The following is a 21843-nucleotide window of genomic DNA, read 5'->3' on the forward strand; positions in this document are numbered from 1 at the left end:
CGCCATCGGCGCCGATGCCGCCGCCACCGCCGCCACCGCCGGCTGGATCGACCACGCCGCCATCGCCGCCCTTGGCCGTGTTGCTGCCGAAATTGACATTGTTCAGCGTGACGTTGGCGTTCTGTCCGACGAACAGGCCACCGCCAAGACCCGCGCCGCCGCCGCCACCGCCGACCCCGCCATTGCCGCCGCTTGCAACCGCGTTGACGATCGTGAGGTTCTTGAACGTCACCGTGCCTGATATGACGACGAAGCCCTGATAGCCGCGCGCGTCGATGACGTCGCTGTAGTCCTGTCCGCCGAGCTGATTGTTGTAGTCGGAGTTTCCGTCGAAAGTGAGCGTCGAGCCGCTCATCAGGTTGATGGCAGGCAGATCGTCGAGCAGCTGCAATGTGCGGGCGCTGCCGGAGGTCGAGAAGTTGATGACGTAGTCGGTGTTGGACGACGCTAGTCCGCCGCCGACGCTGATCGCCGAGATCGCGTTGTAGAGCTGGAGATAATCGTGGAGCGGATCGCTGGTCGTCAGCGTCAGAACAACGGGATTCGACACAAGGACCTCGGCAATATGCGTGAGCGACCGCAATCGGTCGCCCTTTCAAAAAATTGCCGAACAGTTACCTTGCGCCGCAAGCCATTGGCAACAATAACGAATTCTCATTCCGCGCACGGAGTTGAGATGATGAATGGGTAAGGTTGACGGGTGTGAGAGCCGCTCGACGCACGATCGGACGGCAATTTTCGTCACAACGAGGGGCGGTGAAGACGAGTTGGTCCCGCGACAGGCACGCATTGATGTGAAACACGAATCTCGCCTGTGCACACGATGAGAAGCGCCGCAGAAAAATTGACCACCGAATCAACGATGGCATCCCTCGATGCGATTTCGCTTCGCTTGTGGTGGCCCCGAAGCGATCTTTCCGTCAGACTGTCCTTGTTGGCGACCACGCTCCGAGCGGAGCGCGCCGAAGTGACGAGTGCCGCATGACGCCTCCACGCGATAGAGCATGGCGTCGCCGTCCGTGGGCGGTGATGATGACAACATGCGTCCTCGCGATCGGCGCGTGCAGCGCACGCGCCGAAGCGACTGGCTGCAATTTCGAGGTTCAGGGCGAGGGTCGCGTCGCCGCCATCGTCGATGCGCGCAGCCTTCGGCTCGACGACGGCCGTGAGGTCAAGCTCGCCGGCATCGAGGTGGCCGACAGGGCGAAGGCCATCGCTGCACTGACGGCGCTGCTGGTCGGCCGCGAGGTGACGCTGCGCGGACAGGACGACACGCCGGACCGCTATGGCCGGCAGCCGGCCTACGCATTCCTCGAAGGCAGTGAGAAGCCCGTGCAAAGCGAGCTGCTGCGCCAGGGCCTCGCTGTGGCGTCATCCGAGGTCGCCGACAAGGACTGCGCTACGGCGCTGATGGCGGCCGAGGCCGAGGCCAGGGCCGCCCGATCGGGAACCTGGGCCGAGGCCACCGTCATAAAAAACGCCGAAAGTTCCGCCGATATTTTGACCGGGATCGGGCGTTTTACAGTGGTCGAGGGCAGGGTTTTGTCCGTGCGTCAGGCGGGCGCGACGACCTACCTGAATTTCGGTCGAAACTGGACTCAGGACTTTGCTGCGACTATTTCAAGGCGCATAGTCCCCGCGTTCGAGGCGGCCGGGCTTGCGCCCAAGTCTCTGGAAAATCGTAAGATTCGTGTACGAGGCTGGGTGGAAGCACGACGTGGGCCGCGAATCGAACTGCTCCGGGTGGGGCAGCTTGAAGTGCTCGGCGGGAACTAGAGGCCCAAGGGACTCAAGAAATCCAGGGGCCCTGCCCCGGTCTTTTTACGGGACAATTTGTGAGTTTTTGACGTGATTGAGCGCGCAGGACGGCGTGAAGAGGGGACTGGCCGCCGCCTTTTGGCTGCGCCGGCGCTCGTTTGCGCCGCCCTGACGCTATCGGCCTGCGGCAATATCGGCCGGTTCGAGCAGGCCACGCCGACGGCAGCGACGGCACCGGTGAAGCCGAACCGCGTGGTGCAGCAGACGCCCACGAGCGAGCGCGAGCATGAGCGCATCCTGTCGTCCTATGGCGGCGCCTATGACGACCCGAAGCTCGAGGCCCTGATCAGCAAGACCGTCGAGCGGCTGGTCGCCGCCTCCGAACGGCCCGACCAGGCCTACAAGGTCACGATCCTCAATTCCGGCGCGGTCAACGCCTTCGCGCTGCCGACCGGCCAGCTCTATGTCACGCGCGGTCTGATTGCGCTCGCCAGCGACACCTCCGAGCTCTCCTCGGTGCTGAGCCACGAGATGGCGCATGTGCTGGCCAAACACGCGGCGATGCGCGAGGACCAGGCCCGCCAGGCGGCGGTGGTGACGCGCGTCGTCACCGACATGAGCACCGATCCCGATCTCACCGCGCTGGCGCTCGCCAAGACCAAGCTGACGATGGCGAGCTTCTCGCGGCAGCAGGAGTTCGAGGCCGACGGCATCGGCGTCGGGATCGCCGCCCGCGCGCATTTCGATCCCTACGGCGCGGCGCGCTTCCTGACCGCGATGGAGCGCAATGCGGCGCTCAAGATCGGCAAGACCGCGCTCGATCCGCGCGCGCAGGACTTCACCTCGTCGCATCCGGCAACGCCCGAGCGCATCAACAACGCGCAGACCACTGCACGGCAATACTCGTCGCCCGAGAGCAACGAGCGCGACCGCGAGACATATCTCGCCGCGATCGACAACATCGTCTATGGCGAGGATCCCAGCGAAGGCTTCGTGCGCGGCCGCCGTTTCCTGCATCCCAAGCTCGGCTTCACCTTCACCGCGCCCGACAATTTCACGCTCGACAACACCGCGCAGGCGGTGATCGGCGTGCGCGAGGGCGGCAGCCAGGCGATGCGCTTCGACGTGGTGCGGGTGCCGGCCGAGCAGTCGCTCGGCGATTACCTGAATTCGGGCTGGATGGAAGGCGTCGAGAAGTCCTCGACCGAGGACCTCAACATCAACGGCTTTCCGGCGGCGTCGGCCACCGCCCATGGCGACCAGTGGCAGTTCAAGGTCTACGCGCTGCGCTTCGGCAGCGACGTCTACCGCTTCATCTTCGCCGCCAAGCAGAAGTCCACCGAGAGTGAGCGCAACGCGCGCGAGACCGTCAATTCATTCCGCCGCCTGACGCTCGACGAGATCCAGGCCGCGCGGCCGCTGCGCATCAAGGTCATCAACGTGCAGCCCGGCGACACCGTGGAATCGCTGTCGCACCGCATGTCCGGCGTCGATCACCCGGCCGAGCGCTTCCGCGTGCTCAACGGCCTCGACGCACATGCCCAGGTGAAGCCGCGCGACCGCGTCAAGATCGTGGTGGATTGAGGCTGCGAGGCGTCGCGCTCGCGCCTCACTACCGCTGTCGTCCCGGCGAAGGCCGGGACCCATAACCACAGCTATCGATTGATTGAAAAAAGCTGGGGCCACAGCGCGTCCCAACAACATATTCCTGTGGTTATGGGTCCCTGCTTTCGCAGGGACGACAGACAGAGAGCGCTGCTCTACTTCGCCTTCTCCTTGAGGAAGGCGATGATGTCGGCGCGATCCTTCGGATCCTGAACCTCGTAGAACATCTTGGTGCCCGGAACCATGGCGTCCGGACCGGTGAGCCATTTGTCGAGATTCTGCTCGGTCCACACGATCTTCGAATTCTTCAGCGCGCCCGAGTAATTGTAGCCCGCGACGGAGCCGGCAAGCCGGCCCACCACGCCCCTGTGCATCGGGCCGACGTCATTCTTCTCGATCGAATGGCAATCGCCGCAGCCCTGGTACAGCGTGGCGCCGCGCGCCACATCTCCCGCGGCACGGGCGCTGTTCACGGCGAGCAGTATCGCGATCGCCGCCATCGCGGCAATTTTGGCTTGCCGCGGCGCCAGCACGTCTGCGATCGAACGAATGGTCATTCCGCGGGCTCTCCTGTTTGCCATCACAACAGGAGCGGCCATGCTGCCATTCTATTCCCTGAAATGCCGCAGGCTTCGCGCGGCCGGCGACTGACGAAGATTTTTGAGCCAACCGGGAATATCCCCGCGCCCCGCCGATCTCTATCGAAGCTGCTACCTCCGCAGCGGCGCCGGGCTATTGGAGCATCCCCAGTGTTTCAGAATCGGTTCGGCGCCGTCGCTCGACTTGCCGAACTCGGGTGCGTGCTTGCTGCGCTCACACTCGCAGCAGCCACCGCCGCGCGCGCGGACGGCTGTCCCAAGCCGAGCGACGAAATCGCGACCGACCGGCCCGACGTCACCAATTCGAGTATCGTCGTGCCGGTCGGGAGCCTGCAGAACGAGAACGGCATCAACCTGACCGGCCGCAACAACGGCCGCAGCATCGACGGCAGCAACAGCCGCTGGCGACTCGGGATTGCGCCCTGCCTCGAAGTGCTGATCGACCTGCCGAGCTATGTCGCGACTGTGAAGTCGCCCGGCGCCTCGGGCTTTTCCGACGTCGCGCCGGGGATCAAATGGCAGATCAGTCCGCTGCCGGGGAAGATCGACCTCTCGATCACGGCCGGCGTCGCGCTGCCGACGGGCGCGGCCGAAATCGCCGGGCGCGGCGCGCAGCCCTACATCCAATTGCCGTGGTCATGGGAGCTGCATGACGGCTGGGGCGTCAGCGGCATGTTCACGGAATTTTTCCGCCCCGCCGAGTTGACCGGCCGGCACATGTCGGAGGCGACCTTCGTGATCGAGAAGAAGCTGACCGAGCGGATCAGCCTGTTCACCGAATATGTCGGCGACTATCCCGACGGCGCGCGGCCGATCCAGCTCATCAACTCCGGCGGCCTGTACCAGATCACGCCGACCCAGCAGGTCGACTTCCATGTCGCGTTGGGGCTCAACCGCAACTCGCCGAACTACATCGTCGGCCTGGGCTATTCGTTCCGGGTCGACGGGCTGTTTCGCTAGCGCACCTCCCCTTGAAAAGGGGAGGTCGCTTTGCTCGCCAGAGCAAAGCGGGTGGGGATCTGCTCTCTCCGCTTGCAGCGGAGCCTGTGGCTGACCCCCATCCCGACCTTCCCCCTTTCAGGGGGAAGGAGAAGAGCTCAACCCTCCGCTTCGCGCAATCCGCTCAGCCACAGCGCCAGCAGCGTCCACACCGCGCCCGACAACAGATACGCACCGGCCGAGATCAGGCCGAAATGCGTCGCCAGCAAGAGCGCCGCGAGCGGCGCAAAGCCGGCACCGAACAGCCAGGCGAAATCCGAGGTCAGCGCCGAGGCCGTGTAGCGATAGTTGCGCGCGAAGCTCGAGGCGATCGCGCCCGACGACTGGCCGAACGACAGACCGAGCAGCACGAAGCCGAGCACCATATAGACGGTTTCGCCGAACGCGCCGGCGTCGAGCAGCTGCGGCGCGAAGCCGCTATACACCGCGATCGCGACCGCAGACCCGAGCAGCAGCGGCTTGCGCCCGACGCGGTCGGCGATCATGCCGGAGGCGACGATCGCGACGACGCCGACCATCGCGCCGATCATCTCGATGATCAGGAAGCGCACCGGGCTTTCCTTGGTGAACAGGAACACCCAGGACAGCGGAAACACCGTGACCATGTGGAACAGCGCAAAGCTCGCCAGCGGCGCGAAGGCGCCGAGCAGGATATTGCGGCCCTCCTGCGCGACGGTCTCGCCGACCCGCGCCGGCTCGAGATCGCGGCTTTCGAACAGCTCGGAATATTCATCCGTCGCCACCATGCGCAGCCGCGCGAACAGCGCCACCACGTTGATCGCGAAGGCGACGAAGAACGGATAGCGCCAGCCCCAGTCGAAGAAATCATCCGCCGAGAGGTTGCCGGCGAAGAAGGCGAACAGCGCGCTGGCCACGATCAGCCCGAGCGGCGCGCCGAGCTGCGGCACCATCGCGTACCAGCCGCGGCGATGCGCCGGCGAATTCATCGCGAGCAGCGAGGCAAGGCCGTCCCAGGCGCCGCCCCAGGCAATGCCCTGCAGCACGCGCGCGGCGGCCAAGAGCCAGATCGCCGCGACGCCGATCGTGTCGTAGCCGGGCAGGAAGGCGAGCGCGACCGTGGCGGTGCCGAGCAGGAACAGCGCGATGACGAGCTTGGCGCCCTTGCCGTGGCGGCGGTCGACCGCCATGAAGATCACGGTGCCGAGCGGTCGCGCGGCGAAGGCCAGCGCGAAGATGCCGAACGAATAGAGCGTGCCGGTCAGTTCATTGACGAACGGAAACACCAGCTTCGGAAACACGATGACCGAGGCGATCGCATAGACGAAAAAGTCGAAGAATTCCGACGTGCGTCCGATGATGACGCCGATGGCGATATCGCCGGGTTTCGCCTGCGCGTGACCTGATGCGGTCGGGGTGCCGTGAGCCATTGCTGGGGCTTGTGCCATCGCCGGAGAACCGTCCTTTGGAGCACGATCCGGGAAAGCGGAAACCGGTTTTCCGAATGGACCATGCTCAAGCAAGAGATGAGGCCGCGGGCGGAGTTTGCCACGCGGTCCACCTCACCTTCTGACCCTCTATCTCGCAGTGCAACATTGGACAAATTGTCCAATGTCAACTTTGCTGCATCGCAGCTACCCCTTGGCGGAACTCATAAAATTCAAGTGGGGTGAGCCGTGCGCGCCTTGAAATTATTGGCCTTATTGCCGTTCGCGGCGCTCCTTGGCGGGTGCGATTTCGTCGTCCTGGCCCCTGCCGGCGACATCGCCGCCCAGCAGCGCGACCTCGTCGTCATCTCGACCGTCCTGATGCTCATCATCGTGCTTCCGGTGATGGCGCTGACCGTCTTCTTCGCCTGGCGCTACCGCCAGTCCAACGCCGCGGCGCCCTATGAACCGGAGTGGGATCACTCCACCCAGCTCGAGCTCGTGATCTGGTCGGCGCCGCTGCTGATCATCATCTGCCTCGGCGCGCTGACCTGGATGGGCACGCATCTGCTCGATCCGTACCGCTCGCTCGGCCGCATCGCCGCCGACAAGCCGATCGAGAGCAAGGACGCGCCGCTCAATGTCGAGGTGGTCGCGCTCGACTGGAAGTGGCTGTTCATCTACCCGGACTACGGCGTCGCCGCCGTCAACGAGCTCGCAGCTCCGGTCGACCGCCCGATCCGCTTCCGCATCACGGCGTCCTCCGTGATGAACTCGTTCTACATCCCCGCGCTTGCCGGCCAGATCTACGCCATGCCCGGCATGGAGACCAAGCTGCACGCGGTCGCCAATAAGGAAGGCACCTATCGCGGCTTCTCCGCCAATTACAGCGGCGCCGGCTTCTCCGGCATGCACTTCGAGTTCAAGAGCCTGTCGGCAACGGATTTCGACAAGTGGATCGGCAGCGCCAAGGCCAGCGCCAGCATGCTCGGCCGCACCGACTATCTGCAGCTCGAGCGTCCGAGCCAGAACGATCCGGTCCGGCTCTATCGCTCGGTCGATCGCGATCTCTACAAGGCGATCCTCAACATGTGCGTCGAGCCCGGCAAGATGTGCATGAGCGAGATGATGGCGATCGACGCCAAGGGTGGCCTCGGCCGTGAGGGCTTCAACAACACGCTGCCGCTGACCTACGACAAATACGCCCGCCGTGGCGCGCCGCTCGGCTCTGAGCCGACCTTCGTCGCCGGCATCTGCTCGATGGACGAGATCAAGGACGCGCCGTCGCGCGAGGTCACCGCGCCGCTCGACCTGACGCCGCTGCGCGGCTTCGGGCTGAAGCGCCCGCCGTTCTCGCCCGCGCATCCGTCATCGACATCCTTGCTGCTCGGCCAGCGTCCGAAATCCGAGTCCTGAGGAGGACCGCATGAATCCCGATCTCGTCAAGATGATCTTCGGTCGCCTCAATCTGGAAGCGCTGCCGTTCCATGAGCCGATCCTGGTCGGCACCTTCGCGGTGGTGGCGACCGGCGGCCTCGCGCTGTTTGCGATCGTTACCTATTTCCGGCTCTGGACCTATCTGTGGCGCGAATGGTTCACTACCGTGGACCACAAGCGCATCGGCATCATGTACATGATCCTCGGCATCGTGATGCTGCTGCGCGGCTTCGCGGACGCGCTGATGATGCGCCTGCAGCAGGCGATCGCCTTTGGCGGCTCCGACGGTTACCTCCCGGCCCATCACTACGACCAGATCTTCACCGCGCACGGCGTGATCATGATCTTCTTCGTGGCGATGCCGCTGGTCACCGGCCTGATGAACTATGTGGTGCCGCTGCAGATCGGCGCCCGCGACGTCTCGTTCCCGTTCCTCAACAATTTCAGCTTCTGGATGACGGTCGGCGGCGCCGTGCTGGTGATGATGTCGCTGTTCGTCGGCGAATTCGCCCGCACCGGCTGGCTCGCCTACCCGCCGCTGTCGAACATCGGCTACAGTCCCGACGTCGGCGTCGATTATTACATATGGGGACTGCAGGTCGCCGGCGTCGGCACGACGCTATCGGGCATTAACCTGATTTGTACCATCGTCAAGCTGCGCGCGCCGGGCATGACGATGATGAAGATGCCGGTGTTCACCTGGACCTCGCTCTGCACCAACGTCCTGATCGTCGCCTCCTTCCCGGTGCTGACGGCGGTGCTGGCGCTGCTGTCGCTCGACCGTTACGTCGGCACCAACTTCTTCACGAACGACTTCGGCGGCAACCCGATGATGTACGTGAACCTGATCTGGATCTGGGGCCACCCCGAGGTCTACATCCTGGTGCTGCCGGCGTTCGGCATCTTCTCCGAGGTGACCGCGACGTTCTCCGGCAAACGGCTGTTCGGCTACACCTCGATGGTCTACGCCACCGTCGTCATCACCATCCTGTCCTACCTGGTCTGGCTGCACCACTTCTTCACGATGGGCTCCGGCGCCAGCGTGAACTCGTTCTTCGGCATCACCACGATGATCATCTCGATCCCGACGGGCGCGAAGATGTTCAACTGGCTGTTCACGATGTATCGCGGCCGCATCCGCTTCGAGCTGCCGATGATGTGGACGGTGGCATTCATGCTGACCTTCGTGATCGGCGGCATGACCGGCGTGCTGCTGGCGGTGCCGCCGGCCGATTTCGTGCTGCATAACAGCCTGTTCCTGATCGCGCATTTCCACAACGTGATCATCGGCGGCGTGCTGTTCGGCCTGTTCGCCGGCATCAACTACTGGTTCCCGAAGGCGTTCGGCTTCAGGCTCGATCCGTTCTGGGGCAAGCTGTCGTTCTGGTTCTGGGTCTCGGGCTTTTACTTCGCCTTCATGCCGCTCTACGTGCTCGGCCTGATGGGCGTGACCCGAAGGCTCCGCGTGTTCGACGATCCGTCCTTGCAGATCTGGTTCATCATCGCGGGCTTCGGCGCGTTCCTGATCCTGCTCGGCATCGTCGCGATGCTGGTGCAGTTCGCGGTCAGCATTCTGCGCCGCGAGCAGCTGAAGGACACCACCGGCGATCCCTGGAACGCGCGGACGCTGGAATGGGCAACCTCCTCACCGCCGCCGGACTACAACTTCGCCTTCACGCCCGTGGTCTACGACAACGACGCCTGGTGGGACATGAAGCGCCGCGGCTACAGGCGCCCGCTGACCGGCTTCAGGCCGATCCACATGCCATCCAACACCGGCACCGGCATCATCCTCGCCGGACTTGCGACGGTGATGGGGTTCGCCCTGATCTGGTACATCTGGTGGCTCGCCGCCGTCAGCTTCGTTGCGCTGCTCGCGGTCGCGATCGGCCACACCTTCAACTATCACCGCGACTTCCACATCCCGGCGGATGAGGTGGTGCGGGCCGAAGAGGCGCGGACACGCGTGCTTGCCGCGGGAGCCCAGACATGAGCGTTGCAATCAGAACCACACAGGACTCCGAGCCGGTCTTCCACGTCATCGACGAGCATGATCATCCGGAAGGCGCCAGCACCATGCTGGGATTCTGGATCTACCTGATGAGCGATTGCCTCATCTTCGCGATGCTGTTTGCGACCTATGGCGTGCTCGGCGGAAACTATGCCGCCGGACCGGCGCCGAAGGATCTGTTCGACCTCAAGCTGGTCGCGCTCAACACCACGATGCTGCTGCTCTCCTCGATCACCTATGGCTTTGCCATGCTGACGATGGAGAAATCGAGGATCGGGGCGACGCAAGCCTGGCTCGCCATCACCGGGCTGTTCGGCCTCGCCTTCCTCGGCATCGAGCTCACCGAGTTCGCGCATATGATCCATGAGGGTGCGACGCCGCAGCGCAGCGCCTTCCTGTCGTCGTTCTTCACGCTGGTCGGCACCCACGGCCTGCACGTCACCTTCGGCCTCGTCTGGCTGGTGACGCTGATGGTGCAGACCGTGCGTTTCGGCCTCACCGAAGCCAACCGGCGCCGTCTGATGTGCCTCTCGATGTTCTGGCACTTCCTCGACGTGGTCTGGATCGGCGTCTTCACGTTCGTCTATCTCCTGGGAATGCTGCGATGACAAAAGAAGCTCATGCTCTCGAAGCCAACGCCTGCGGGCACGGCCACGACGCTCACGGCGGGGCATCCCATGGCTCGCTGCAGAGTTATCTGATCGGCTTCGGTCTCTCCGTCGTCCTCACCGCGGTGCCGTTCTGGCTGGTGATGACGGGTGCCATCGCCGACAAGCAGGTCACCGCGCTGATCGTGCTGGTGCTCGCCGCGGTGCAGATCGTCGTGCATATGGTGTACTTCCTGCACATGAACACGCGGTCCGAGAACGGCTGGACCATGATGGCGATGATCTTCACCGTGGTCATGGTGGTGATCGCGCTGACCGGCTCGCTGTGGGTTATGCATCACCTCAACATCAACATGATGCCGATGCACGACATGAGCCAGATGCCGTGACGATGCGGGGTGCCGTAGGCCTCTCTTCACCTCTCCCGCTTGCGGGGGAGGTCGACGCGCGTAGCGCGGCGGGTGGGGGCTGTCTCCATTCCGAACGGTCCGACTCGCGGCGACACCCCCACCCCAGCTCTCCCCCGCAAGCGGGAGAGGGAGCGCAGTCCCGACGCGGCCACAATTTTACTCTCCGTCGTTGCACACTGCTCACGCTCGGCATGCTGGGCGTGGCGCTGCTGAGCGCGCTCGGCGTCTGGCAGGTCGAGCGCCGGAGCTGGAAGCTGGCGCTGATCGAACGGGTCGAGCAGCGCATGCATGCGGCGCCGGTCGCGCCGCCGGCGCCATCGTCATGGCCGGCCGTGACGGCCGCAAGCGATGAATACCGCCGCGTCACCGTACGCGGCACGTTCCTCAACGCGGATGAAACGCTGGTGCAGGCCGTCACGGCCGAGGGCCCCGGCTTCTGGGTGCTGACCCCGCTGCAAGCCGCCGACGGAACCACCGTGCTGGTCAACCGCGGCTTTGTTCCCGCTGATAAACGCGATCCCGCGACACGGCGCGATGGCGAGCCGCAGGGCGCCGTCAGCGTCACCGGACTGATGCGGATGTCGGAGCCGAAGGGCGGCTTCCTGCGCAGCAACGACGCTTCCGCCGGCCGCTGGTATTCCCGCGACGTCGTCGCGATCGCCGCCGTGCACGGATTGTCGCATGTAGCCCCCTTCTTCATCGACGCCGATGCGACGCCGAATCCGGGCGGCTCCCCAATCGGCGGGCTCACGATCGTGCGGTTTCCGAACAACCATCTGATTTACGCGCTGACATGGTTCGCACTGGCCTTTATGCTGGCGGGCGCGCTCCTGCGCGTCATCAGCGGCAGGAGCCGCGCCGGCGCCGCCGATCCAAGGTGGGACTCACGGCGCGCCGCCGTGCGCCGCCTGATCGGCGCAGCCCGCAATCTGTCTCGCGACACAGGCCCAGATGCTCGAGCGCACATCGGATCTGCATGACGACAAGGCCGCGACCGGCACGGCGGTGATGGCGTCCGCGACGGGCGCGGCCGCCGGCATGCCGTTCGATCTCGCCGCGCCCGCCGACATCGCGACCAATCGCAAGAACATGGCCCTCCTGGTCCAGCTGCGCTGGATCGCCGTGATCGGCCAGATCGCCACCATCGGCTTCGTGCAGTTCTGGATGGGCGTCGCGCTGCCGCTGCTGCCCCTGGCGGCCGTGATCTCCGGGCTGGTGGCACTCAATGTCGTCAGCCTGCTGTGGCTGCGCTACCGCGCCGACATCAACAACCGCGAGCTGCTGGTCGCGCTGGCGCTCGACGTGGCGGCGCTGACCGCCCTGCTCTATCTCAGCGGCGGCGCCACCAACCCCTTCACCTCGCTCTACCTGCTGCAGGTGACACTTGGCGCGGTGCTGCTCGATGCGCCCTCGACCTGGTCGCTGGTGGCGCTGGTCTGCATGAACTTCGCCTGGCTGACCAGCTATTACCGGCCGCTGGAGCTGCCGCAGCATGGTTTCGCCGATGCCTTCAACCTCTATATCGCCGGCACCTTCATCGGCCTCGTGCTCGACGCCGTGCTGCTCGTGGTGTTCATGACCCGGATCAATCGCAATCTGCGCGACCGCGACCTGCGCCTCGCGGCGCTGCGCCAGCACGCCGCCGAGCAGGATCACATCGTCCGGATCGGCCTCCTGGCCTCCGGCGCCGCGCATGAGCTCGGCACGCCGCTCGCCTCGCTCTCGGTCATCCTGGGCGACTGGCGCCGGATGCCCGCGCTCGCCTCCGATCCTGAAATGTCGCAGGACCTCGGCGAGATGGAGATCTCGGTGCAGCGCTGCAAGTCGATCGTCACGGGCATCCTGCTCTCGGCCGGCGAAGCCCGCGGCGAAGGCTCCTCGCCGACCACGGTCGCGGCGTTCCTGACCGCATTGGTGGAGGAATGGCGGACGACGCGGCCGTCGGCCACGCTGTATTTCCGCAACGCCTTCGGCACCGATCTCGCGATCGTATCCGACATCGCGCTCAAGCAGGCGATCTTCAACGTGCTCGACAACGCCGCCGAGGTCTCGCGCGACTGGATCGAGCTGACCGCCGAGCGCAATGCCGACCGCCTGGTGCTGTCGGTGACCGATCGCGGCCCGGGTTTCTCGCGCGAGATGCTGGCGCATATCGGCAAGCCGTATCAATCGACCAAGGGCAGCCCCGGCAGCGGCCTCGGCCTGTTCCTGGTGGTCAACGTCGTGCGCAAGCTGGGCGGCGTGGTGACGGCGCGCAACCGGCCGGACATCGGCGCCGCGGTCAAGCTCGAGCTGCCGCTCTCGACGCTCGCGATCGGAGACCATCTTGACGGATGAACGCCAGCTCCTGATCGTCGAGGACGACGCCGGCTTTGCTCGCACGCTGAAACGCTCGTTCGAGCGCCGCGGCTATGATGTGGCGGTGTCGGCCTCGCTCGACGAGGTCCGCCAGCTGCTTGAGCAGCAGTCGCCCGGCTATGCGGTGGTCGACCTGAAGCTCGCCGGCGGTGCATCGGGGCTTGCCTGCGTCGAGGCGCTGCACGCGCACGACCCCGAGATGCTGATCGTCGTGCTGACCGGGTTCGCCAGCATCGCGACCGCGGTCGAAGCGATCAAACTCGGCGCCTGCCACTATCTGGCCAAGCCGTCGAACACCGACGACATCGAGGCCGCGTTCCTTAAAGCGCAAGGCAACGCCGCCATCGAGGTCGGCGCGCGGCCGACCTCGATCAAGACGCTGGAATGGGAGCGCATCCACCAGACCCTGATCGAGACCGATTTCAACATCTCCGAAGCCGCCCGCCGGCTCGGCATGCATCGCCGGACATTGGCGCGCAAGCTCGAGAAGCAGCGGGTGAAGTAGCCGATAGAGGCGGATGACGCCAACGAGACACGCGAACGCGCGTCTGATTCAGCCGGTCGCCTCTCGCGCCGTCACGACATCGCGGCAACATCCGCCGCAGTGTCAATGTACTCCTGAAAGCGAACCGCCTTCCCGTCACGGTACTTGAAAACGTGGGCCCATTCGTTCGTTACAGTCTTGCCTGTTTTCTTTGCCCGCGCCGTGAGTGTACCCAGGACCACGACCGTGTCGCCCTGCTCAATCATCTCACGCGGTGCAAACTCGCTGAATTCCAGGTTCTCACCGACCTGGACGAAGAAGTTCGCAATCTGCTGCTTGCCCCTAAAGGTCCCGGCCCAAGGCAACTTATCCTGGGGACCTGGGGTTATCCACGTACAGTTGTCATCGATCAGATCCCTCATGAGCGTCGGAATGTCACCACGTTGAAAGGCCTCATAACCCTTCCTGGTTACCTCAACATTGGATGTCATCGGATTTCTCCTCGCTGCAAATTGATGGGTCAATTTAATGTCGATCAAATATCGGCAGGGCGGCCAGCATAGCACGCCGCGCTTCGGTTGCCGTCGTCATCCATGAAGCAAGACAGGACGATACTGGTCAGGATCGTTTACGTAGCCTCGAGCGTCGTTGCGGCTCGCTTCGCTGCCGATATATAGCTGCGGCATGAGTAATGCCGACAAGCTCTTCCAACCCGGCCCTGACAATGCCGACCATGCGGCCATGATCGCGGCGGCGATCCGCTGCATCGACGAATTCACCGACCGCTTCAACGCCCGCGATCTCGCCGGCATGGACGCGCTGCTGCACTTCCCGCACGTCATCCTCTCCGGCGAGCAGCTCGTGATCTGGGAAGGCCCGGGCCAGCTGCCGGCGTCGTTCTTCGACGATCTGGCGCGCACCACGACGGGATGGGCGAAGAGCACCTATCAGCGCAAGGAGCCGGTGCTGGTCAGTCCGCGCAAGGTTCACCTCCTGGTCGAATACAGCCGCGACCGCGCCGATGGATCGATCATCACTCGGCACCGCAATCTATGGATCGTGACCTCCGAGAACGGCCGCTCGGGCATCAAGCAGCGCTCGTATTGAGCACGCGGCGCGGCAGCATCAACGGCGTCGCCGAGGGTTACCGCCGAGCCAGGAAGACCCCCAGCAAGAATGCGACGGCAAGCGATTGAAGCGGAGCCGCCCTGGTCAATTCAGCCAAGTGATGCAGCCACCGATCTTGTTGCGGCAAGGGTTCGAATGCGCCATGCCCAGCCATCTGACGGATCGCCTCTGACGCCTGTTCTATGCGTTGTTCAGGGCTGGCTGTGGAAGCAATGGAGTTTTCGTTAGCCATCAGACGAACGGGCCTTCTGTATCAGCACTAACGTCCCTCGATTGCGGACTGTTCCTCGACTCCTTCACTAAGTGATACGCTCAGTCATTCCCGAAGAAATTCGCGAACGGACGAGGCGGGGAGTCATCGTCTTCAGACGCCATGATCGGCACTTCGCGGCGTCGCGCCTGCTCCAAGAGCACCGGAGCTTCGCGGCGTTGCTCGCCTTGCTCGATGCGCCGCTGTTGACGCTTCGCCTGCTCGGTCGCGACGCGCTTCGCCTTGCGTTCGGCGTAGCGCTTACGCCGCTCCTTTTCTGCAATGTCAGATTTTCTCGTGTCCACCACGTCCGCCTGCTTCTCGACAGGCGCTTGTACGTCCTTGACCGACTCCGGTGGCGGCTGCGGCGGTGAGGCTGCGTCCGGCGTGGCGGGCTCTCGTTGGGTGGCAGGCCGCGGTGGCTGCGCGGCTTCCGCCGTGGATGGCAGGATAACGCGCGCTGGTTCCGCAGGCGCTGGCGAAGAGACGCGCGCGGGGGCGCCGGCAGAATCCTTAAGCGCCGAATTCGCCATGAACAGTCCACCACCGAACCCAGCGCCTAGGATAATAAAAGTTGTTCCAACGCCTGCGAAAAAAATGCCTGCCTTTGATGTCATGGTCCGCTCTCCTCATTGGCGAGCGAACGCGCGAAAGTTACCGGCGTTCCGTTTCGGGATAACTCGGCAACGAGTGCCGCCGGTCCAAGAGTCCAGCGGCGCGGACAGTTTGGAGTATCGATCTGCCCGGGCGAAGGTCGCGGTCGTGGGACTGCAACTTGCGGAGAGCCTGCACCCTCACCCGGATTGCATTTGCCGAGGTAAGCGTGCCCCACGGACACGCCGCCAAAACAAAAAGCCCGGTCTTGCGACCGGGCTTTTGTTTTCAATCCGTCGAACCCTTTCAGGCGGCTTCGTCCTCGACGGCGGTATCGTCGCCATCGTTGTCGAGATCCTCACCTTCGGCATCGCCCTCGGCGTCGCCTTCAGCGGACTCGGCCTTGGCGCCGCGGCGCGGGCTCTTGGCGAGCTGACCTTCGATCTCCTTGATCGCCTCGGTCTCGGTCGAGTGCTGCACGACCGCGATCTCGCGCGACAGACGATCGAGCGCCGCTTCATAGAGCTGGCGTTCGCTGTAGGACTGCTCGGGCTGCGATTCCGAACGATAGAGATCGCGGACCACCTCGGCGATCGCGACGATGTCGCCCGAGTTGATCTTCGCTTCATATTCCTGGGCGCGGCGCGACCACATGGTGCGCTTGACGCGGGCGCGGCCCTTCAGCGTCTCCAGCGCCTTCTTGACCAGCGCCGGCTCCGACAGCTTGCGCATGCCGACATTGGCGACCTTCGCCGTCGGGACGCGCAGCGTCATCTTGTCCTTCATGAAGTTGATCACGAACAGCTCAAGCTTGGCGCCCGCGATCTCCTGCTCCTCGATCGCCAGGATCTGGCCGACGCCGTGAGCGGGATAGACCACGAATTCGTTGGCCTTGAAGCCCTGGCGCTGGGTCACGACTTTCTTCGGCTCCTCGACGCGCGGCGCGGCGGCCGGCTTGGCGGCGGCCTTCGGAGCAGCGGCGGGGACGGCAGCCTTCGGAGCGGCCGGCTTCGGCGCAGCAGCCGTCTTGGTCGCGGCAGGCTTGGGGGCAACCTTGGCAGCAGCGGGCTTCGCAGCTGCCGCTTTCGCGGCAGTCTTGGCAGTCTTTTCTGGCATCACGCTTCTTTTGTTCTTTGAGGACTTTGCAGCCGCCGCCTTCTTGGCGCCCTTCACAGACGCCTTGGCACGGCCCTTGGTTGCGCTGCGAGCAACGACAGCGGCTTTTTTCGTCGTCTTTGAAGCACTCTTTTTACGCGTTTTCTGTGACACAGCCTGCGCGCGGAAACTGCCACGCCCCTGTTCGAGTTTGCGGGAACCTCGAAGCCACAAGGTACGCATGGCAGGGGGTTCTTGGCCTGTAATGTGTCAGATATAGCACATTTTCCGCAAAAATCAATGGTTTACGCCCGATTCCGGGCATAACAGGGGCCGTTCAGGTCATATGTCCGTCATTAGGGTTAAATCGGCGGCCGAACGGAGGGCCGCGGCGGACCGACGTCCACCCTTACCGTGGTATTCCCTGGCGAATCAGTCGCCGCTGCCCGGATTCGGAGAAAAATATTTCTCGAACTTGCCTTCCTTGCCTTCCCACTCCTTGGCGTCTTCGGGCGAGTCCTTCTTCTGGGTGATGTTCGGCCAGCTCTTGGCGTAGTCGCGGTTGACCTCGAGCCACTTCTCAAGCCCCGGCTCGGTGTCCGGCTTGATGGCGTCCGCCGGGCATTCCGGCTCGCACACGCCGCAATCGATGCATTCGTCGGGATGGATGACCAGCATGTTCTCGCCCTCGTAGAAGCAATCGACGGGGCAGACCTCGACGCAGTCGGTATATTTGCACTTGATGCAGGCTTCAGTGACGACGTAGGTCATCCAAAACTCCGGAACGATCGATTTTTCTGGGGTTGCGTAGCGCAGGAATACCGGGGCCGCAAGGGAAGCGGCCCTCGAAAAACGCCAGTATTCTCACGCTCCTGCCACCCAAATTGAGATAGCAAGCGCTAGATAACTACTCCTTACCGGCCTGCAAATTGCCGGCCTGCAAATCCTCGTACAGCACGCGCGCCGAACTGGCATCGCCGCGCCGCTCGGCAAAGCCTGTCACCTTCAGCACGCGGACGCTGTTGTCGAGCGCGACGGTGACGACATCACCGGCCTTCACCGCATGGCCCGGCGATTTCTCGCGCGTGCCATTGATGCGGACATGACCTGACGCGACCAGTTCAGCCGCGCTGGTGCGAGCCTTCACCAGGCGCGCATGCCACAGCCATTTGTCGAGGCGCTGTCGATCCAAACTAGACCAAGCGTTAAACCAAGGGTTGGACTATTCCTTCCGGCCTGCGAGCTGCTCTTTCAGGGCAGCAAGCTTGGCGAATGGCGAATTCGGATCGATCGGCCTGTCGCGCTCGCGCGGGGCGCTCGAGGCGTAGGGCCGATGCGACGGGCCGCCCTCGCGCTTGTCGCGGCCGCCCTTGCCGAAATCGCGGCCGCCGCGGTCACGATCGCCGCGCTCGCCCTTGCGGTCGCCGCCAAACTTGTTGTCGCGGCGACGCTCATTGTCGCGATCGCGACCTTTGCCTTCGAAGCGCTCGCGGCGCTGGCCCTTGTCGTCCCTGTTGTCGCGGGCCTGCGCGCCCTCGGCGGGCGCCGCAGCCGGATCCGCCGGCGCACCCGGGCGCGGTGCGCGGAAATCCTGGTGACGGCGCGGACGGCGATGATGCTCGCGCTTGTTGTCGCCCTCACCGCCGCCTTCAGCGGCCTGCGCGCCCTCGGCGGGCTTGCCCTGGTGACGGCCGCGGTTGCGGTCATGGCCGCGATGGTGCGGACGGCGCTCGTCGGAACGGCCACCGGGACGCCAGACTTCGACCAGCTGAGGCTCGGCCGGCGTCTCCGCGTTGGCGGAAGCGGCTTCAGCCGGTGCTGCCTCGGCAGCCGCGGTCTCCCCGGCCGCCTCAGTGGCGGTCTCGGACGGCGTCTCCGCGGTGGCTTCCGTGGCAGGCGCGGGCTCGGATGCCGTTTTCGCAGCCGGCGCCTCAGCAGCGGGCTCTTCGGCGACAGCGGCGGGCTCGGCGGCAACTTCTGCCACGGGCTCGGGCTTGGTCTCGACGACGACCGGCGTCGCCTCGCTGGACACCACCTCGGCAAAGCCGACATCGGGCAGCAGCGCGGCCGACGGGGCAGGATCGCCGGACACCGGCTGATCCGTGGCAGCTTCCGGCGCATCGGCCACAACTTCGGCAGTGGCACCGACCGGCGCATCCACGGCGGCGTCAGACGTCGCCTCGACCGGCGGCGTCTCGGCGGCGACCGTCTCGGTGGTCTCGGCGACGACCTCCGTGGTCTCTGCCGGCGTGGCCTCAACGGGCTTCGGCGGCAGCGGCGGGCGGCGGTCCATGCGGTAGCCGAGCGCGCGCAGGATCGAGGCAAAGTCCTCGCCCGCGGAGCCGGTCAGCGAGGTCATCGCCTGCGTCACGACAAAGCCGCGGCCGTCGAACGCGCCCGCAGGCTTCTCGCCCGGCGAGGTCTCGCGCCAGGCCAAAGCGGGGCGGATCAGGTCGGCGAGCCGCTCCAGGATGTCGACGCGCACCGCGCGCTCGCCGCACTGGCGATAGCCGAGCACGCGATAGGCATCGCGGGCGAGCTGCTTGTCGACTGGGAACGAGGTGCGGCCGCTACTCGCCAGATGCTGCACATTCGACAGCGCAGCCATGTCGACATTGCTCTGCTTCTCGGCCCACAGCAGCGAGGCCAGCGAGCGCGCCGCGGGCTTCAGCAGCTGCGGGAAATAGATGTGGTAGGCGCCGAACCGCACGCCGTATTTGCGCAAGGCCGCGCGCGAGGGCTGGTCGAGATCCTTCATCTCGGCCGCGATCTTCGCGCGCTCCAGCACGCCGAGCGCCTCGACCAGCTGGAAGGCGATGCCGCGGGCGATGCCCTGCAGATCCTCAGCCTTGGACAGTTCGAACAGCGGCCCGAGCAGCTTTTCGATATGGGTCTTGAGCCAGAGATCGAGCCGGGTCTGCACCGCTTCGCGCGAGGCGCCGGTCAGCCGCTCGTCGGAGATGATGCGCAGCCGCGGATGCAGCGCGTCGTCGGCGGCCACCAGCTTGGCGACCGCATCGCCGGTCCAGCGGATGGTGCCGTCGGAGGTCAGCACGAACTGCTCGTCGGGCGCGGCGCCCAGTTTCTCGGCGCGCGCATCGATCTCGCGCGCCAGCACCTGCTGGGCGGCGGCTTGCAGCGCCTTGGCATCGCTGCCGGCCTCGGCCGCATCAGGTGCGAAGGTGAAACCATCGAGCCGGCCGATCACGTGGCCTTCCACGATCACTTCACCGGTCTTGCCAATTTCCGTATTCAAAACTGAGTTCTCCCGCAGGCGGCGCATCAATACACTGGTCCGCCTGTCAACGAAACGCTCCGTGAGCCGTTCATGCAGCGCATCGGATAATTTATTTTCGAGCTCGCGCGTGATCCCCTGCCAGTGGTCCGGGTCGTAAAGCCAGTCCGGCCGGTTGGCAACAAAGGTCCAGGTCCTGATCTGCGCGATCCGGCCCGATAGCGTGTCGATATCGCCGTCGGTCCGGTTGGCCTGGTCGACCTGGGCGGCAAACCATGCGTCAGGGATACGCCCCTTTTGCATCAGGAAGCCATACAGCGTGGTCACGAGTTCGGCATGGGCGGCCGGCGACAGCTTTCGATAGTCCGGAACCTGGCAGGCCTCCCACAGCCGCTCCACCGCTTTAGCCCCATGCGCCAATTCGCGCACCTCGGCGTCGCGAGCGACATGCTCGAGCACCCGCAGATCCTCGGCCACCGGGGCCCGCGTCAGTGCCTCATGATTGGGCGTCAGCGCCAGCGACACCTGCAACGCGCCGAGCGAGGCGAAATCGAGCTTGGCGTTGCGCCATTGCAGCACCTTGACGGCGTCGAAGGTGTGGTTCTGCAGCGCGTTGACGAGCTCCGGCTCGAACGGCGCGCAGCGCCCGGTGGTGCCGAAGGTGCCGTTGCGCGTGGCGCGGCCGGCGCGGCCCGCGATCTGCGCGAATTCGGCCGGCGTCAGGCGGCGGAACTGGTAGCCGTCATACTTGCGGTCGGAGGCGAAGGCGACGTGATCGACGTCGAGATTGAGCCCCATGCCGACCGCGTCGGTGGCAACGAGGTAATCGACGTCGCCGTTCTGGAACATCGCAACCTGCGCATTGCGCGTGCGGGGCGACAGCGAGCCCAGCACCACCGCCGCGCCGCCATGCTGACGGCGGATCAGTTCGGCGATCGCGTAGACCTCGTCCGCCGAGAACGCCACGATCGCGGTGCGCCGCGGCTGCCGCGTGATCTTGCGGTCGCCGGCGAATTCGAGCTGCGACAGCCGCGGCCGCGTAATGATCGAGGCACCCGGCAGCAGCCGCTCGATCATCGGCCGCATTGTTGCCGCGCCCAGCAGCAGCGTCTCGTCGCGGCCGCGGCGATTGAGGATGCGATCGGTGAACACATGCCCGCGCTCGAGATCGGCAGCGATCTGGATCTCGTCGACCGCGAGAAACGATACATCGAGATCGCGCGGCATCGCCTCGACGGTCGACACCCAGAAGCGCGGCGCCTTCGGCTTGATCTTCTCCTCGCCCGTGACCAGCGCGACGTTGTCGACACCGGCGCGATCCGCGATCTTGTTGTAGACCTCGCGCGCGAGCAGCCGCAGCGGCAGCCCGATCAGGCCGGACGAATGCGCCAGCATGCGCTCGATGGCCAGATGCGTCTTGCCGGTGTTGGTCGGCCCGAGCACCGCGGTGACGCCTGCACCGGGCACGCGGTCATTTCCGAACGAATTTGAGAAAGCCATATTTTGCAGGTGTTTCTTGAATTTGTTGGGCGCTCTCTGATCCGTCATCCCCGGTACAACGGCGAATTCGCCGTTGTACCTGCGAGGAGCGCGTCAGAGCGTCTCGAAGGATGCACGGCCGAGATCGACCCGTTTGCGGCGATCTTGATGAGACAGCAGGGCCGTCGCCCTTCGAGACGGCCGCTGCGCGGCCTCCTCAGGGTGACGGTGAGGGATTGACGCTCTGGTCTTCACTCCTTCACGCGTCCTTTCACAAAATCTGTCTCACAACGCGACGCTTTCCGCGCCCGGCTTAAGCTCTGGAACGAGTCTAGAACGAATCGCGGCCGAATCGCTGACTCGATTTGGGACCTGAAACGTTCACCGCAACATCTCGGGTAGGCTGGC

The 21843-nt window shown here is 64.8% G+C and carries 19 protein-coding genes and 1 pseudogene; 11 read left to right on the forward strand and 9 right to left on the reverse strand.

The window, feature by feature from the left end:
• Positions 1–550 (reverse strand): annotated as a pseudogene (locus tag AC1VNY_RS27455) (hypothetical protein); the annotation flags it as partial.
• Positions 551–1029: 479 nt separating this feature from the next.
• On the opposite strand from AC1VNY_RS27455, the gene AC1VNY_RS27460 reads away from it, so the two are divergent.
• Together AC1VNY_RS27460 and AC1VNY_RS27465 are read left to right on the forward strand one after the other, a co-directional pair.
• A complete protein-coding gene (locus AC1VNY_RS27460; RefSeq protein ID WP_482407542.1) occupies positions 1030–1776 on the forward strand; it encodes a thermonuclease family protein in 747 nt (248 codons plus the stop codon).
• 72 nt (positions 1777–1848) lie between these two features.
• A complete protein-coding gene (locus AC1VNY_RS27465) occupies positions 1849–3342 on the forward strand; it encodes a M48 family metalloprotease (protein ID WP_482407543.1) in 1494 nt (497 codons plus the stop codon).
• A gap of 176 nt (positions 3343–3518) precedes the next feature.
• On the opposite strand, the gene AC1VNY_RS27470 is transcribed toward AC1VNY_RS27465, so the two are convergent.
• Positions 3519–3920 carry a c-type cytochrome gene (locus AC1VNY_RS27470; RefSeq protein WP_482407544.1) on the reverse strand — a complete coding sequence of 134 codons (402 nt, stop codon included), beginning with the start codon at positions 3918–3920 and terminating at the stop codon, positions 3519–3521.
• Positions 3921–4112: 192 nt separating this feature from the next.
• Between AC1VNY_RS27470 and AC1VNY_RS27475 the strand changes: the two genes are divergently transcribed.
• The gene (locus AC1VNY_RS27475; RefSeq protein ID WP_482407545.1) at positions 4113–4922 is read left to right on the forward strand and encodes a transporter; all 810 of its coding nucleotides are present in this window, start codon (positions 4113–4115) and stop codon (positions 4920–4922) included.
• A gap of 137 nt (positions 4923–5059) precedes the next feature.
• Here the strand turns inward: AC1VNY_RS27475 and AC1VNY_RS27480 are convergent, their stop codons facing one another.
• Complete coding sequence (locus tag AC1VNY_RS27480) at positions 5060–6349, reverse strand: MFS transporter (RefSeq protein WP_172646401.1); 1290 nt, start codon at positions 6347–6349, stop codon at positions 5060–5062.
• Positions 6350–6595: 246 nt separating this feature from the next.
• Between AC1VNY_RS27480 and cyoA the strand changes: the two genes are divergently transcribed.
• The 7 genes from cyoA to AC1VNY_RS27515 all read left to right on the forward strand — a co-directional run bounded on the left by cyoA (position 6596) and on the right by AC1VNY_RS27515 (position 13675).
• Positions 6596–7762: a ubiquinol oxidase subunit II gene (gene cyoA / locus AC1VNY_RS27485; RefSeq protein WP_482407546.1), complete on the forward strand. Its 1167-nt coding sequence runs from the start codon at positions 6596–6598 to the stop codon at positions 7760–7762.
• 10 nt (positions 7763–7772) lie between these two features.
• A complete protein-coding gene (gene cyoB / locus AC1VNY_RS27490) occupies positions 7773–9776 on the forward strand; it encodes a cytochrome o ubiquinol oxidase subunit I (protein WP_482407547.1) in 2004 nt (667 codons plus the stop codon).
• On the forward strand, positions 9773–10402 hold the full coding sequence (gene cyoC, locus AC1VNY_RS27495) for a cytochrome o ubiquinol oxidase subunit III (RefSeq protein ID WP_482407548.1): 630 nt from the start codon (positions 9773–9775) through the stop codon (positions 10400–10402). The genes cyoB and cyoC overlap by 4 nt, the downstream gene beginning before the upstream one ends.
• Positions 10399–10791, forward strand: a complete 393-nt coding sequence (gene cyoD, locus AC1VNY_RS27500; RefSeq protein WP_482407549.1) for a cytochrome o ubiquinol oxidase subunit IV — start codon at positions 10399–10401, stop codon at positions 10789–10791. Before cyoC ends, cyoD begins: the two co-directional genes overlap by 4 nt.
• Positions 10792–11003: 212 nt before the next feature.
• Complete coding sequence (locus tag AC1VNY_RS27505) at positions 11004–11792, forward strand: SURF1 family protein (RefSeq protein WP_482407550.1); 789 nt, start codon at positions 11004–11006, stop codon at positions 11790–11792.
• A 28-nt stretch (positions 11793–11820) separates the two neighbouring features.
• Positions 11821–13149, forward strand: coding sequence for an ATP-binding protein (locus tag AC1VNY_RS27510; RefSeq protein WP_482407584.1), 1329 nt, complete (start codon positions 11821–11823; stop codon positions 13147–13149).
• Positions 13139–13675 carry a response regulator transcription factor gene (locus AC1VNY_RS27515; protein WP_304497685.1) on the forward strand — a complete coding sequence of 179 codons (537 nt, stop codon included), beginning with the start codon at positions 13139–13141 and terminating at the stop codon, positions 13673–13675. The genes AC1VNY_RS27510 and AC1VNY_RS27515 overlap by 11 nt, the downstream gene beginning before the upstream one ends.
• 71 nt (positions 13676–13746) lie before the next feature.
• On the opposite strand, the gene AC1VNY_RS27520 is transcribed toward AC1VNY_RS27515, so the two are convergent.
• A complete protein-coding gene (locus tag AC1VNY_RS27520; protein ID WP_482407551.1) occupies positions 13747–14145 on the reverse strand; it encodes a nuclear transport factor 2 family protein in 399 nt (132 codons plus the stop codon).
• A gap of 193 nt (positions 14146–14338) precedes the next feature.
• Between AC1VNY_RS27520 and AC1VNY_RS27525 the strand changes: the two genes are divergently transcribed.
• Positions 14339–14761, forward strand: a complete 423-nt coding sequence (locus tag AC1VNY_RS27525) for a hypothetical protein (protein WP_482407552.1) — start codon at positions 14339–14341, stop codon at positions 14759–14761.
• Positions 14762–15094: 333 nt separating this feature from the next.
• On the opposite strand, the gene AC1VNY_RS27530 is transcribed toward AC1VNY_RS27525, so the two are convergent.
• From AC1VNY_RS27530 to AC1VNY_RS27550, 5 genes are all read right to left on the reverse strand, one after another.
• A complete protein-coding gene (locus tag AC1VNY_RS27530) occupies positions 15095–15649 on the reverse strand; it encodes a hypothetical protein (RefSeq protein WP_482407553.1) in 555 nt (184 codons plus the stop codon).
• Positions 15650–15932: 283 nt separating this feature from the next.
• A complete protein-coding gene (locus AC1VNY_RS27535; protein WP_482407554.1) occupies positions 15933–16742 on the reverse strand; it encodes a CarD family transcriptional regulator in 810 nt (269 codons plus the stop codon).
• 411 nt (positions 16743–17153) lie between these two features.
• A complete protein-coding gene (fdxA, locus tag AC1VNY_RS27540; RefSeq protein ID WP_016844914.1) occupies positions 17154–17492 on the reverse strand; it encodes a ferredoxin FdxA in 339 nt (112 codons plus the stop codon).
• Between the two features lie 136 nt (positions 17493–17628).
• Positions 17629–17913, reverse strand: a complete 285-nt coding sequence (locus AC1VNY_RS27545) for an RNA-binding S4 domain-containing protein (protein ID WP_028341879.1) — start codon at positions 17911–17913, stop codon at positions 17629–17631.
• A 30-nt stretch (positions 17914–17943) separates the two neighbouring features.
• Positions 17944–21456: a helicase-related protein gene (locus tag AC1VNY_RS27550; RefSeq protein ID WP_482407555.1), complete on the reverse strand. Its 3513-nt coding sequence runs from the start codon at positions 21454–21456 to the stop codon at positions 17944–17946.
• Positions 21457–21843: the final 387 nt, after the last annotated feature.

The organism is Bradyrhizobium ferriligni, from assembly GCF_056837965.1.